Raw genomic sequence first — 14,526 nt, 5'->3', positions numbered from 1 at the left:
GACACAGTCTCCACGCGACCGGACAAGATCCACAAACTTTAAACCCACTGGTCAGGGCTCAGATTCTCCCAGACGGTGCCCTTCACCCATCGCACGAACGGGTTCCGCTTGTCCACATTGGTCAGTTGCTGGGGACCAGGGACACGGTCGCGGCTCGCTTGAGCTTCCCGGACGGGGTTTTCGGCAGCGAACCCGGAGCCAGCACCACGACCGCCGACGGGCGGACGCCCACGGCGTCGACGATGCGGGCCGCGACCTCCTTGCGCAGCGCCTTCTCCGCGTTCTCGTCGCCCGCCAAGCGCGACTCCAGCACCACCGCGAAGCGTTCGCGGCGGCTCCCGGCGTCCTGCCGGACCGCGGCGGCGTTGCCCGCGCGCACCCCCTCGACCTGGCAAGCGGCCCGCTCGATGTCCACCGGGTAGATGTTGCGGCCGCCCATGATGATCACGTCCTTGCGGCGCCCGCAGATCACCACCTGCCCGTCGACCAGGTACCCCTCGTCCCCGGTGTCCAGCCAGCCGTTTTCGTCCTGTGTGGACAGAGGCCCGTCGACGGTGAGGTAGCCCGGCGTCACCGCCGCGCCCCGGATCCGCAGCCGCCCCACCTGCCGCTCCCCCAGCTGCTGCCCGGCGTCGTCGACGACGTCGACCTCCAGCCCCGGCAGCGGGTGGCCCAGCAGCGCGAACTTCCGCGCCCGCTTGGCATCCGGCGATACAGGCTCCGCCCGGTGCTGCTGCTCCAGCGCGTCCGCATCGATGACGTCGACCTCCAAACCCCGGTCCAGCGGGGCAAAGGACACCGCGAGCGTTGCCTCGGCCATCCCGAAGGCGCACACCATGCAGTTCGGGCGGAGTCCGAACCGCGCGCCCTCGTCGGTGAACGACTGCGCCGCCGACGGATCGATGGGTTCGGCGCCGTTGAGCGTGAACCGCAGGCTCGACAGGTCGAAGTCGCCGTCGTCGGCGCGAGCCATCCGGCGGGCCACGATGGCGTAGGCGAAGTTCGGCGCGGCGGTCACGGTCGCGCGGTATCGGCTGATCAGCTCGGGCCACAGCAGCGGCCGGGCCAGGAAGTCCGCCGGGGTGACCTTGACCGCCGACATCCCGATGGCCATCGGGACCGTCAGGCAACCGACCATCCCCATGTCGTGGAACAGCGGCAGCCAGGACACCGCGACGTCGCGCTCGGGAGTGAGACCGACGGCCTCGACCATCGCCCGCAGGTTCACGTAGAGGTTGCCGTGCGTGATCCGCACCGCCTTGGGCTCGGCGGTGGAGCCGCTGGTCAGCTGCAGCAGGGCCGTCGCGTCCTCGTCGACCGCGACCGGCTCGGCGAGCGGTTCGCCGCCGGTGAGGCCGCCCAGGTCCCGGTAGACGATCGCGCTCTCCTCGAGCACCCCGGCCAACTGCTCGAAAGGAGCGCCCAGCAGCACCAGCCGCGCACCGATCATCTTGAGGACCCGAACGGTGTCCTCGGCCCAGTGCGCGAGGTCCGTGCGCGGCGTGGGCTGGTGCAGCATGGTCACGCTGCCGCCGCCGAGCCACACGGCTTGCACGGCGGGCGCGATCAGCCCCGGATCTGCGGCGAGGATCGCGACGACCCGCCCGGGCCCGAGGTCGTCGCCCAGCGCCCCGGCCATCCGCAGCGCATCGGCGTGCACCTCAGCCCACGTCCGGAACCATGGTTGTTCGGGCTCGCCCGTCGTGAGCCCCCGCGCCTGCGCACCGGAGTTCTCCCGGGCGGACGCCACCAGTGTCTCCACGAACCGACTCATGTGACGCAGCTTACGAGCACCGTGATCGGCCGCACAGCGTCCGCCACTCGGGTGGGTGCCGGTCTGACGACTTCCGGTCAGCCGAGCTGGTCGGCGAGTTCCATCCAGCGGGTCTCGATGTCGTCCTTCTCCTGGTGCAGCGCCCGCAGCTCCACGTTCAGCTCAGCCAGCCGCTCCGGCTCCGTCGCGGCCTCCGCGAGCTTCTCGTGCAGGCCCGCCTCGCGCTCCGAGAGCTTGTCGAGCTGACGCTCGCACCGCGCGAGCTCCTTGCGCGCCGCGTGCTCCTCCGCGCCGGAGAGCCCTCGCGGCTTCGCCGCATCGGTCGCCTGCTTGCCGACGCTGTCTTCGGCGGCGTCCAGCAGCGACTGCCGCCGCTCCAGGTACTCGTCGATACCGCCCGGCAGGTGGGTGAGCCGACCGTCGCCGAACAGCGCGCGCACGCTGTCGCACACCCGCTCCACCAGGTAGCGGTCGTGAGAGACGACCACCAGCGTGCCCGGCCAGCTGTCCAGCAGGTCTTCGAGCTGCTGGAGCGTGTCGATGTCGAGGTCGTTCGTGGGTTCGTCGAGGATCAGCACGTTCGGCTCTGCCATCAGCAGCCTCGCGAGCTGCAGGCGGCGGCGCTCCCCGCCGGAGAGGTCCTCGACGGGCGTCCACTGCCGCCCCTTGCCGAACCCGAAGCGCTCGCCGAGCTGCGACGCGGACAGCTCGTACTTGCCGAGGGTGACCCGCTCGGCGACGTCCTCGATCGCTTCCAGCACCCGCCATTGCCCGGGCAGGTCATGCAGTTCCTGGGTCAGGTGCGCCAGCCGCACCGTCTTGCCCTCGACGCGCTTGCCCGCGTCGGGTTCGCGTTCCCCGGCGAGCAGCTTGAGCAGCGTGGTCTTGCCGGAGCCGTTGACGCCGACCAGGCCGATCCGGTCGCCCGGGCCGATGCGCCAGGTGACGGCGTCCAGCAGCGCGCGGTCCGCGATCCGGAGGTCGACATCCTCCAGCTCCAGCACCGTCTTGCCGAGGCGCCGCTTGGCGAACGCGACCAGCTCGACGGTGTCGCGAGGGTCCGGCACGTCGGCGATCAGCGCCTCGGCGGCCTCCATCCGGTACCGGGGCTTCGAGGTGCGGGCCTTCGCACCGCGCTGCAGCCACGCGAGTTCCTTGCGGGCGAGGTTCTGTCGCTTCTCCTCGGCCTGCTGGGCGATGCGGGCACGTTCGGCGCGGGCGAAGATCCAGTCGGCGTATCCACCCTCGTACTGCTCGACACGGCCCTGGACGACCTCCCAGGTGCGGTTGCAGACGGTGTCCAGGAACCAGCGGTCGTGGGTGACGATCACCAGCGCACACTTGCGCTCCAGCAGGTGGTCGGCCAGCCAGTGCACGCCTTCGATGTCCAGGTGGTTGGTCGGCTCGTCGAGCACCAGCAGGTCAAGGTCGCGCACCAGCGCGGCGGCCAGCGCGACGCGGCGGCGCTCACCGCCGGAGAAGTCGGTGACCGGGGTGTCCAGGCCGAGGCGGGTCATGCCGAGGCCGGTGAGCACCGACCGCACGCGCGGGTCGGCGGCCCATTCGTGTTCGGCGCTGAAGCCGTGCGGGTCGAGCACCGCGTTGCGCACGGTCGAGTCCGCGGGCAGCTCGGTGCGCTGCGTGACCACCGCCATCCGCAGGTCGCGGGACTGGCTGACCCGGCCGCTGTCGGGTTCGGTGATGCCGGAGAGGACCTCCAGCAGCGTCGTCTTGCCGCCGCCGTTGAGCCCGACGACCCCGATGCGCTCGCCCGCCGAGAGGCCCAGCGAAACTCCGTCCAGCAGAGGGCGCACGCCGTAGCTCTTGCTGACCGACTCCAGATTGACCAGGTTCACCATCGGGTGCTCGTCTACTCCATCAACTGCGTTGCGTGATCACGGGCTGGGGTCGTCCCGGCGCAGTTTCAATTTGAAACTGCGTCACCGGATGTCCTAGGCGTCCAGTTTCAGCGTCCAGCTTCAATTGAAACTGGACTTCAGGCGTGGACCTGAGGCGGGGTCGGGCGGTGCGCGGGTTCCTCGGAAACGATCCGCGCGCCCGGGACCGGGCCGTGCGCGACGCGGACCGTGCGGCACACCCCCGCGCCGGAGAGCTCGGCCGCCACGTGGACCGCCGCGTCCGCGTCGGTGCAGAGGAAGGCGCAGGTCGGGCCCGAGCCGGACACGATTCCCGCGAGCGCTCCCGCCTGCACGCCCGCGCGCAGCGTGCGCCGCAGCCCGGGCCGCAGCGAGACAGCCGCTGCCTGCAGATCGTTGCCCAGCAGCAAGGCAAGCTGCCGCGGGTCGCCGGACGACAGCGCCTCCAGCAGCGGCTCGACCTCCCCGACCCGGTTCGGCCTCGACTCCGCCCGCAGCCGGTCGAGCTCGGTGTAGACGCCGGGCGTGCCCAAGCCACGGCGATCCAGCGCGATCACCCAGTGGAAGGTGTGCCGGGCCAGCACCGGCACGAGCCGCTCGCCGCGGCCGGTGCCCAGCGCCGTGCCGCCCTGCAGCGAGAACGGGACGTCGCTACCCAGCTTCGCGGCGATCTCGCTGAGCTCATCGCGGCCCAGCTCCAGCCGCCACAGGTGGTTCAGCGCCAGCAGCGTCGCCGCCGCGTCGGCGCTGCCCCCGGCCATCCCGCCGGCGACCGGGATGCCCTTGCTGATCGACAGCCGCACCCCGGGTTCCTCCGGATCCCGCCCGCTGTGCTCGGCGAGCAGCTGCACGGCCTTCCACGCGAGGTTGCTGGGCCCGGTGGGCACCGAATCCGCGCCCTCGCCGTGCACGTCGATGCCCGGTTCCCCGGCGACCAGCACGGTGACCTCGTCGGTCATCGACAGCGCCTGGAAGACGGTGACCAGCTCGTGGTAGCCGTCCGGGCGCGGGTCACCGACCGACAGGTGCAGGTTCACCTTGGCCGGGACGCGAACGGTGATGGGGGTAGGAACCACGGAGAGCACTCTTAGAGCGTACGTGTCCGCGAACGCCCACCGCTTGCTTCCCTGCGCCTTTTGGAGCTTTCCAGGCTCGTTTTCCGTAGCGGTGCGGGTGGCGGCTCTCCTGCGGGATTACGGTCGCCGCCTGGACTGCGGGATCCCCCTCCAGCTGGCCACAGAAACGGTGAGGGGCACCCGTGCCCCAGAACTGGGTCATGGGTGCCCCTCGCTTCGGGGAAACTCCGGTCAGGACGCCGGGATGACGGCGACGCCGCCGTACTTCTGGTTGATGAAGTCCTTGACCTGCTGGGAACGCAGCAGCTCGGCGAGCTTCAGGATCCGCGGGTCCTTGGCCAGCGCCGGGGTGGTCACCAAGCCGTTGGCGTACGGGTTGTTCTCCGGGCTCTCCACGGCGATCGGGTTCTGCAGGTTCGCCTTGATCGCGTAGTTGCCGTTGACAACTGCGGCGGCGGCGTCATCGACCGAGCGCGGCAGCTGGTCCGGCGACAGGTCCTTGAGCTGGATGTTCTTGGGGTTCTCGGCGATCGCCGACTCCAGCCGGGTGCCCACCGCCGCCTCCGGCTTGAGCTTGAGCAGGCCGCCCTGCTCCAGCAGCTTCAGCCCGCGGAACTGGTTGGCCGGGTCGTTGGACAGCGTGACCGTCGCGCCGTTCGGGATCTCCTGCAGCGACTTGAACTGCTTGGAGTACACCGCCAGCGGCTCCAGGTGCACCGCCTGGATCCAGACGAAGGAGCCACCGCGCTGCTTGGTGTACTCCTCCAGGTACGGCTGGTGCTGGAAGTAGTTCGCGTCCAGCTCACCGTGCGCGACGGCTTCGTTCGGCCGGTTGTAGTCGTCGAACTTCGTGATCTCGATGCCGATCCCGGCCTGCTGCGCCAAGTTGTCCTTGACGTACTGCAGGATCTCGCCGTGCGGGGTCGGGCTGACCGCGATCCGCAGCGGGGCGTTCGGGTCCTCGGCGGCCGAACTGCCGCCGCTCCCGCACGCGGCCAGCGCCAGGCCGGCCGCGGCCACCAGGGCAGCAAAACGCAAACGCATCAGGGTTTGTCCTTTCTGGACAGAGTGGAAAGGTCCCCAGGCAAGGGGTGGTTTCAGGGGTGTCAGCTGGTCGCGGTTCGCCGTCGGTCGACCAGCTTCGCGGTGCGGTCGGTGATCAGCTGCATCGCGAAGGCCAGCACGCCGAGCACGACCACGGATCCCCACAGGATCCGGTCGTCGTAGCCCTGGTAGCCGTCCTGGATCGCGGTCGTGCCCAGCCCGCCGCCGCCGATCGCGCCGGCCATCGCGGCGTAGCCGATCAGCGCCACGGCGGTGACGCCGACCGCGCCGACCAGCGCGGCCCGCGCCTCGCCGAGCAGCACCGTCCACACGATCCGCAGCCGGCTCGATCCAGTCGTGATCGCGGCCTCGACCACGGTGAAGCTGACCTCGCGCAACGCGTTCTGCGTCAGCCGCGCGAAGAACGGGACGGCGCCGATGGTCAGCGGCACGATCACCGCGGTGCTGCCGATCGAGGTGCCGATCAGCAGCCGGGTGAACGACGCCAGGACCACCAGCAGCACGACGAACGGCACGGACCGCACCACGTCGACGACCGCGCCGAGCACCCGGTACAGCGCGGGTTTCGGGCTCAGGCCGACCGGCGAGGTCAGATGCAGCAGCACCCCGAGCGGCAGGCCTCCCAGCACCGCCAGCAGGGTCGACACCAACACCATGTAGAGCGTGTCGATCGTCGCTTCACCAAGTATTCCAAGGACCTCCGACCAGGGGGTCACATCGCTCACGCAGCAGCTCCGTCAACGCAAACCGGGGCACGTCGCACATGCGCGTCCCGCTCGACCATCCACTTCAGGGCCGCCTCGGCGCGCTCGCCGCTCAGGCCGACCTTGAATTTCGCTACCGGCGTGTCCCCCAGCCGGGTCAGCCCGCCGCCCAGGATCGCGAGGTCGACCCCGAACTGGCTGGCGGCCTCCGGCAGCAGCGCGCCGACCGCGGCGAAGCCGACCAGCACAACCTCGGCGACGACGTCGTGCCGACGGCCGCCGGCCGGCCGGAACGACTCGGCCTGGTCGGTGTCCGGCAGCAGCGTGGCGCCCACCCGGCTGCCGGGCTCGGCGACCAGGTCGATGACCTTGCCGTGCTCGACGACCCGGCCGTTCTCCAGCACCGCGACATCATCGGCGATCTTGCGCACCACGGCCATGTCGTGGGTGACCACCAGCACGGTGACACCCAATTCAGCGCGGGCACGGTCCAGCACGGTGAGCACCGAGTCCGTGGTGCCCGGGTCGAGCGCCGAGGTCGGCTCGTCGGCCAGCAGCACCGAAGGCTTGGCGGCCAGCGCACGCGCCACCGCGATCCGCTGGCGCTGCCCGCCGGAGAGCTGGTCGGGGTAGACCGAGGCCTTGTCGGTCAGGCCCACGAGATCCAGCAGCTCGCCGACGCGGGTGCGCCGCTGCGGGCCGCTGATACCGGCCGCTTCCAGCGGCAACGCGACGTTGCCCGCGGCAGTGCGCTGCCGCAGCAGCGAATCTCCTTGCGGCACAACGCCGATCTGCCGGCGCGCGGCGCGAAGGGACTTGCCGCCGAGGGAAACCAGGTCGGTGCCGTCGACGCGGATGGCGCCGCTGTCCGGCTTCTCCAGCAGCGCGATGCACCGGGCCAGGGTGGACTTGCCGGCCCCGCTCGGACCGACCACACCGCACACCGCGCCGGCCGAAACCTCCATCGTCACGCCGTCGAGGGCGCGGACGGTTCCGTTGTTGTACTGGAAAGACTTGGTCAGGTTCTCGACTGTGATCACGATCGGCTCCACATCAGCTCGCGACGGCCGCGCACGCGAAAGGGCGACAGGCCAAGGAACTTCGGAAAGGGAGGAAGGGCTGGGTCACATCTCGCGACGACAGGCGGTGGTGGTGCGGCGCCCGTGGTCGATGACGCGACGCTGCGTCAGCAGCCTCCGGATGTGGTTTCGCCGGGGTCGGACCAGCTGGGTCCGGGTCTGACCCGCAAGCGGGCTGGCCGGCAGCGCGTTGGATTCCACAGCAACTCCATCGGTCCTGGCGTTAGCACCTGCCCACCGGGTGGTTGCTGCGGCTTCGCGGAGCCAGGTCTCTCGGCCGCTCGGGATGGATTTCCCGAATAGTAGACCCCACTGGCGGATTCCAGCGCAAGTTGATAGTCGTCACTTTCCGAAATCGTTTGCCAAATCACACACCCGGACGAGAGGGAATTTTCCCGCCACACCAGGTGTTATCGGTGACTCCGCGTAGCGGGCCGATCTCGGGATGGCAAGCGTCCGGACGGGTGGTTCAGCGACCGCTCTCGGTAGCCGCGGCCGCTGCGATGCGCGCGAAATCGCCGATCTCCAACTGCTCGCCGCGGACGGCCGGATCCACCCCAGCGGCGCGGAGAACCTCCTCCGCCCGGGCCGCGGACCCGGCCCAGCCGGACAGCGCGGCGCGCAACGTCTTGCGCCGCTGGGCGAACGCCGCGTCCACCACGCGGAAGACGTCCTGGCGCGGCTCGGTCGACGGCGGCTCGATGCGCCGGAACGACACCAAGCCGGAGTCCACATTGGGCACCGGCCAGAAGACCTTGCGCGGCACCGGACCCGCGCGGCGCACGTCGGCGAACCACGCGGCCTTGGCGCTCGGCACGCCGTAGACGCGGCTGCCCGGCTTGGCGGCCATCCGGTCGGCGACCTCGGACTGCACCATGACCAGGCCGTGCGCCAGGCTCGGCAACTCGGCCAGCAGGTGCAGCACCACCGGCACGGCGACGTTGTACGGCAGGTTCGCGACGAGCGCGGTCGGCGGCGCCGGGAAGTCCTCGGCGCGGACCCGCAGCGCGTCGCCCTCGATCACGGTGAGGCGATCGGCCAGGGCCGGGGCGAACTCGGCGGCGGTGCGCGGCAGCCGCGTCGCGAGCACCGGATCGATCTCGACCGCCGTCACGGCGCCCGCAGCGGGCAGCAGCGCGAGGGTCAGCGAGCCCAGGCCGGGGCCGACCTCCAGCACGACATCGTCGGCGGAGACCGACGCGCCGGCCACGATCCGGCGCACGGTGTTCGGGTCGTGCACGAAATTCTGGCCGAGCTTCTTCGTCGGTCGGATGTCGAGTTCCCCGGCCAGCCGGCGCACATCGGCCGGGCCGAGCAGCGTCGCCTGCTGGTCGTCCACACCGAAAAAACTACCCGCGCCCTAACTCATCACCCCGACCAGGTGACGAGGGAGGGGCACCCGTGGCGTCCACGGGTGCCCCTCACCTGACGAAATGGGCTTGGTAAACCCTGCTAGGTCAGCTCACAGGCCGAGCTTCGAGGAGCAACCCGGCCAGGCGCCGTAGCCCCCGCCCCGGGCCGCGCGGACCTTCTCCGCCACCGCGATCTGCTGCTCGCGGCTGGCCTGGTGCGGGTACGGCGCGTACTGGTCGCCGCCGTAGGCGTCCCAGGTCGACTTGTTGAACTGCAGGCCGCCGTAGTAGCCGTTGCCGGTGTTGGCCGCCCAGTTCCCGGTGGCCTCGCACTGCGCCAGCTTGTCCCAGACCCCGGAGGTCGGGGGCTGCTTGCCGCCGACCCGCACGACCTTGGGCTGGGCTTCCTTGATGATCTTCTCGCCGACGGCTTCCCGGCCGGTCTCCTCGCCGTTGCGGGTGTTGACCCGGGTGAACACGATCTTCTCGCCGGGCATGCCGGGGAACTCGACCCGCTCCTCGCCCTTGAACATCGTGTTGTCGACGACCTCCTGCACCGGGGGCGGGACCGGCACGGTCATGTTGATCACCGTGCTGCCCGTGCGGTCGATGCGCACCTCGGCACCGCTGGCGAGCCGCTGGTCGCCGCCGGGGGTGATCGCGTCCTCGGGGCCGAGTTCGAGCTGCTGCTCCCGGACCAGCTCGTCGATGTCGACGGCGGTGGTGGTCAGCTGCCGCGGCTCGTTCGCCCCGTCGATGATGGTGATGTTCTTGCTGGTCTTGACGACCAGGTCCATGCCCTGCTCGGGCACGGCCATGGTGCGGTCGGCGGAGACCCACGCGCCGTCGGCCTGAACGCCTAGCTGGCGCAGCGCCTGGTCCACCGTGACCGAGCGGACCCATTCCTCGCGCTGCTCGCCATCGACGGTCAGCTTCAGCAGCCGTCCGCGGTCGAGGGTGATGGTGTCGCCGTGGCTGACCTTGGCCTGCGGGGAGGGGCTGAGCGCGTCGTGCTGGCCGACGGTGATGCCCTCGTCCTCCAGGACTTCACCGACGGTGCCCTCGTAGGTGCTGATGGTGCGCTCGTGCCCGTCGATCTCGACGGTCACCGACTTGTCCATCGCGGCAGCCGCGCCGCCGGTGCCGGTGAGGGTGAGCAGCACGCCGGCCACCGTGCCCTTGAGAAAGCGCCGCTTCCAGGTGGTGATCGCCTCGACGACTTCCTGCGGCGGGGCGTCGCTCTCCGCGCCCTCCGGCAGCGCGTCCGGGAGGACCAGCGGCGGCAAGACGGTGGTCTCGGCGCTGATCAGCCGGATGACCTCGTCGACGTCGATCTCGGCGGTCGCGAGCATGTCCTCGGCGTCCGGGCCGAGCACCTCGTAGATGTCCGCCGGCGTGATCTCGAGCGCGCCCGGCGGGAAGCTCGGGTGGTCCTCGGCCGGGTAGCGCTGCGGCTCCGGGCGGTCCAGGAGTCCGACAGCGGTGTGCTGGTCGGCCGGAACCGGGGTGAACCAGTCCGTCGCAGGTTCGAAGGATTCGGCCCAGTAGCCGTCGTCGTCCGGCCGATGGGCATGGCCGGGATAGCTGGGCTCGCCGCGTCCGTTCACAGGGTCGTTACCTCCCGAAGGCGGAAGTCGCGCTCGCACGGTGCGGAACGGGGGCGGCGTCGGGCGAGACCCATGTCGTCGCTCAACTCCCTCGGTCCTTGCGGGCACACAACCTTCGTGCTTCGTGTCTGTATCCGACTCCCGTAGCCAAGCGCCGCCCTCGCCGACCGCGAGCACCGCTGCCCGTGGCCCGCTTCCCCGACGTACACCGGCGAGACTAACGGGTGTTCCCCATGACTGGTTGTCATCGGTTACGAGGCCGAGACTCTAGCGTGATCAATGGCGGGAGCCAAGAACCCCGATCACGCATGTGATCTGCGTTACGACGCCTTGCCGCGCAACCGAGCACGATCAGTAAGCGAAATCGCCCCACTTTGACCCATTCGGGGGTACCGCCGACGGTCCGTTTACTGAGCCACCGCGCGCCCTGGTGACATATCACACGTCCCCGACACCAGCGGTTTCCATGATCGGCTCGGGCCGGAACATGAGTCCGGCCCGAGCACGCAACGCGCTCGGGCCGGTCCCGCCCTCCCCTCGCCCGTGGGGTCGGGCCCCCGAGTCGAGTTGATCACCTCACCTCGGCAAGCCCAACTTACGCGCGCACGCGGGCCAGGCGCCGAATCCGCCGCGGGTGCTGCGCAGCGCTTCCGCGACGACGATCTGCTGCTCCCGCGAGGCCCGGTGCGGATATCGGTTGTACTTCTCGCCGCCGTGGGCCGCCCACGTTCGGCGGTTGAACTGCAGGCCGCCGAAGTAGCCGTTGCCGGTGTTGGCGGCCCAGTTCCCGCCCGACTCGCACCTCGCCAGCCGGTCCCAAACGCCCGCTCGTGCGGCTGGCGGCACACTTGGAGACGCCACCACCATCGGCGCGCCACCGCAGACCACGATGCTCGCCACTACCGTCGCCTTCGCGAACAAACCGAACTTCATCGCAATCCTGACTGCCGTGCCTCCGGGCAGGAGGACCTCCGTCCAGCGGGCGAAGTTTCGGGGTTGTCCCCATCCCGGCTTCCAAAGTGGACGGTAGGGACGGCGTCACGGACCGCAAGCGGGCGCGGCTCAGCACCCGATATCAAAAGACAGCGGGTGAGAACCGGCGGGGCGGGATTACGCCTGATCGAGTCGGAAGACTCGCTCGGCAGTGGCCGTTGTCGCTACGACCAGTTCTTCGAGCGTCATGCCACGGAGTTCGGCGAGATCCCGGAGGACGTAATTGACGCAGTACGGCTCGTTCGGGCGCCCCCGGAACGGGTGCGGGGTCAGGAACGGCGCGTCGGTCTCCACCACGAACTGCTCCAGCGGCACCAGCTGCGCGGCCTCCCGGAGCGCCTTGGCGTTGCGGAAGGTCGCCGTCCCGGCGAAGGACAGCACGTAGCCGGCGTCCACGCAGGCCCGGGCGAACTCCGCGTCCCCGGAGAAGCAGTGGAAGACCACCGTTTCCGGGGCGCCCTCCGCGGCCAGGATCCGCAGAATGTCCTGGTGCGCCTCGCGGTCGTGGATCATCAGCGGCTTGCCGGCGCGCTTGGCCAGGTCGATGTGCCAGCGGAAAGCTTCCTGCTGCGGCGCCGGCGGCGAGTAGTCCCAGTAGTAGTCGAGCCCGGTCTCACCGACCGCTACGACCCGCGGGTGCTCGACGAGCTGCTCCAGGACCTCGCGATCGGCGTCGTCGAAGTCCTTGGTCCGGGTGGGGTGCAGCGCCACCGCGGCGAACACCCGGTCATCCCAAGTGGACGCCTCGACGGCCCACTGCGCGGAGGCGATGTCGTCGGCGACGGTCACCACCCGGCCGACCCCGGCGGCCTGCGCGCGATCGACGATCGCGCGCACCTCATCGGGCGTCTTCGCACCGCACGCGTCGAGGTGGGTGTGCGCATCGACCGCCGAGGCGGGCAGCGCCTCCGGCACCGGCGGCAACTCCCGCTTCTTGTCACGCTTGCTCATCACACCTCCCACGTGCCTGCGCAATTTCCATTGAAATCAGGGCTTCGATTTCAATGGAAATCGGGGCTTCGATTTCCATTGAAATTGCAAACCACCTCGGTGGGTCAGCTTTCGATCGGGGCCCACTCGGGGCCGGTCTCGCCGAGCTTCGGGTCCAGCTTGGCGAACAGCGGCGTCGGCTTCTGCAGCGGCCGCCCGGCCTCGATCTCGGTGGACCGCCACGACGCCTGCTCGGCGGCGTAGTCGCCCATCAGCACCGGGTACTCGATGCTCGCGTCGTCCAGGTCGGTGACCTCGCGGATCTCCGGCTGCGCCGACCATACCCCGGTGCCGCCGAGCAGCTCGTGCACCTTCTGCGCCGAGTGCGGCAGGAAGGGGGTGAGCAGCGTGTTCGCGTCGGAAACCACCTGCAGCGCCGTGTGCAGCACGGCGTCCCGGCGGTCCGGGTCCTCCTTGAGCTTCCACGGCTCCTGGTCGGACAGGTACTTGTTCGCCGCCGACACGACCCGCATGGCCTCCTGCGCGGCGGCCTTGAACCGGGACCGCTGCAGGTGCCCGCCGACGGTGTCGAAAGCGTTGCGGGACAACGCCTTCAGCTCCTCGTCGGCGGCCTGCGGCGCGGCCGGCGCGGGCACCGCACCGTTGTTCTTCGCGGCCATCGAGATGGACCGGTTGACCAGGTTGCCCCACTCGTTGGCCAGCTCGAAGTTGGTGCGCCGAACGAACTCGTCCCACGTGAAGTCGGTGTCCTGGTTCTCCGGCCCGGCGACCGAGATGAAGTACCGCAGGGTGTCCGGGCCGAAGTCGCGCAGGAAGTCCCGCACGTAGATCACGGTGCCGCGGGAAGTGGAGAACTTCGACCCGCTCATGGTGAGGAACTCGCTGGAGACGATCTCGTCCGGCAGGTTCAGCTCGCCGTACGGGCCGACCTCGCCACCGCGGTCGCCCTGGCCGTTGTGGCCCATCAGCAGGGTCGGCCAGATCTGGGCGTGGAAGGTGATGTTGTCCTTGCCCATGAAGTAGTAGCCCTGGGCGGCCGGGTCGGTCCACCACTGCTTCCAGGCGTCCGCGTCACCGGTCCGGCGGGCCCACTCGACGCTGGCCGACAGGTAGCCGATAACCGCGTCGAACCAGACGTAGAACCGCTTCATCGGCTGGTCGCGCCAGCCGTCCAGCGGGATCGGCACACCCCAGTCGAGGTCCCGGCTGATCGCCCGTGGCCGCATGTCCTCGACCAGGTTCTGGGCGAACTTCAGGACGTTGGGCCGCCAGCCGGTGCGGGTGGACAGCCACTTGCCCAGCGACTCGGTGAACGCCGGCAGGTCCAGGAACAGGTGCTCGGTCTCGACGAACTCCGGCTTCTCGCCGTTGATCCGGGACACCGGGTTGATCAGGTCGGCCGGGTCGAGCTGGTTGCCGCAGTTGTCGCACTGGTCGCCGCGCGCGCCGTCGTAACCGCAGATCGGGCAGGTGCCCTCGATGTAGCGGTCGGGCAGCGTGCGGCCGGTGGACGGGCTGATCGCGCCGGTGGTGGTCTTTGGCACGATATAGCCGTTGCGGTGCAGCGCCAGGAAGATCTGCTGGACCACCTGGTAGTGGTTGCCGGTGGTGGTGCGGGTGAACAGGTCGTAGGACAAGCCGAGGCCTTGCAGGTCCTCGGCGATCACCCGGTTGTACTTGTCGGCGAGCTGGCGGGTGGTCAGGCCCTCCTTCTCGGCCTGGACCGAGATCGGGGTGCCATGCTCGTCGGTACCGGACACCATGAGCACCCGGTTGCCCGCCATTCGCTGGTAGCGCGAGAAGACGTCCGAGGGCACACCGAAACCGGAAACGTGGCCGATGTGCCGCGGGCCGTTCGCATAGGGCCAGGCCACAGCGGTCAACACAGAGGCACTCATAGTGGTTAGCCTACGGTTCCGGAGGACCTGATCTCGAACGGGTTCTGGTTAGTGGAGATGTTCGCGCAACGGTGCCGTGACCAGGCGTCGAACAACCGGCCCGCCGCGGTAGCCGAACCCTAGAGACATCTCGGCTGCGGGGTCCCCTGG

General features: G+C 69.8%; 11 protein-coding genes and 1 riboswitch. All 11 genes read right to left on the bottom strand.

From position 1 onward, the window contains the following. Window positions 1–121: 121 nt before the first annotated feature. The gene (locus tag FDZ84_RS15615; protein ID WP_168586505.1) at window positions 122–1,774 is read right to left on the bottom strand and encodes a fatty acyl-AMP ligase; all 1,653 of its coding nucleotides are present in this window, start codon (window positions 1,772–1,774) and stop codon (window positions 122–124) included. Between the two features lie 77 nt (window positions 1,775–1,851). Next, entirely contained in the window at window positions 1,852–3,633 is a 1,782-nt protein-coding gene (locus FDZ84_RS15610) for an ABC-F family ATP-binding cassette domain-containing protein (RefSeq protein ID WP_168586504.1), read from the bottom strand. 137 nt (window positions 3,634–3,770) lie between these two features. Next, on the bottom strand, window positions 3,771–4,727 hold the full coding sequence (locus tag FDZ84_RS15605) for a 4-(cytidine 5'-diphospho)-2-C-methyl-D-erythritol kinase (RefSeq protein WP_210435579.1): 957 nt from the start codon (window positions 4,725–4,727) through the stop codon (window positions 3,771–3,773). A gap of 231 nt (window positions 4,728–4,958) precedes the next feature. Further along, window positions 4,959–5,771 carry a MetQ/NlpA family ABC transporter substrate-binding protein gene (locus FDZ84_RS15600; protein WP_168586502.1) on the bottom strand — a complete coding sequence of 271 codons (813 nt, stop codon included), beginning with the start codon at window positions 5,769–5,771 and terminating at the stop codon, window positions 4,959–4,961. A gap of 62 nt (window positions 5,772–5,833) precedes the next feature. Continuing rightward, window positions 5,834–6,517: a methionine ABC transporter permease gene (locus FDZ84_RS15595; RefSeq protein WP_168586501.1), complete on the bottom strand. Its 684-nt coding sequence runs from the start codon at window positions 6,515–6,517 to the stop codon at window positions 5,834–5,836. Beyond that, the gene (locus FDZ84_RS15590) at window positions 6,514–7,536 is read right to left on the bottom strand and encodes a methionine ABC transporter ATP-binding protein (RefSeq protein ID WP_168586500.1); all 1,023 of its coding nucleotides are present in this window, start codon (window positions 7,534–7,536) and stop codon (window positions 6,514–6,516) included. Before FDZ84_RS15590 ends, FDZ84_RS15595 begins: the two co-directional genes overlap by 4 nt. 244 nt (window positions 7,537–7,780) lie before the next feature. Then, window positions 7,781–7,868, bottom strand: a riboswitch (SAM riboswitch). A 176-nt stretch (window positions 7,869–8,044) separates the two neighbouring features. Then, on the bottom strand, window positions 8,045–8,914 hold the full coding sequence (rsmA, locus tag FDZ84_RS15585) for a 16S rRNA (adenine(1518)-N(6)/adenine(1519)-N(6))-dimethyltransferase RsmA (protein WP_246869032.1): 870 nt from the start codon (window positions 8,912–8,914) through the stop codon (window positions 8,045–8,047). Between the two features lie 123 nt (window positions 8,915–9,037). After that, window positions 9,038–10,534 (bottom strand): resuscitation-promoting factor, encoded by a 1,497-nt coding sequence (locus FDZ84_RS15580; protein WP_168586499.1) that lies wholly within the window; start codon window positions 10,532–10,534, stop codon window positions 9,038–9,040. A gap of 576 nt (window positions 10,535–11,110) precedes the next feature. Beyond that, window positions 11,111–11,467 carry a transglycosylase family protein gene (locus tag FDZ84_RS15575; protein WP_168586498.1) on the bottom strand — a complete coding sequence of 119 codons (357 nt, stop codon included), beginning with the start codon at window positions 11,465–11,467 and terminating at the stop codon, window positions 11,111–11,113. Window positions 11,468–11,644: 177 nt separating this feature from the next. Continuing rightward, a complete protein-coding gene (locus tag FDZ84_RS15570; RefSeq protein ID WP_168586497.1) occupies window positions 11,645–12,478 on the bottom strand; it encodes a TatD family hydrolase in 834 nt (277 codons plus the stop codon). A 104-nt stretch (window positions 12,479–12,582) separates the two neighbouring features. Further along, window positions 12,583–14,376 (bottom strand): methionine--tRNA ligase, encoded by a 1,794-nt coding sequence (gene metG / locus FDZ84_RS15565; protein ID WP_168586496.1) that lies wholly within the window; start codon window positions 14,374–14,376, stop codon window positions 12,583–12,585. Window positions 14,377–14,526 lie beyond the last annotated feature (150 nt).

The sequence above is a fragment of the Saccharopolyspora sp. ASAGF58 genome, from assembly GCF_012277335.1.
Lineage (GTDB): Bacteria > Actinomycetota > Actinomycetes > Mycobacteriales > Pseudonocardiaceae > Saccharopolyspora > Saccharopolyspora hattusasensis.
This window is presented reverse-complemented; position numbering and strand designations above follow the sequence as displayed.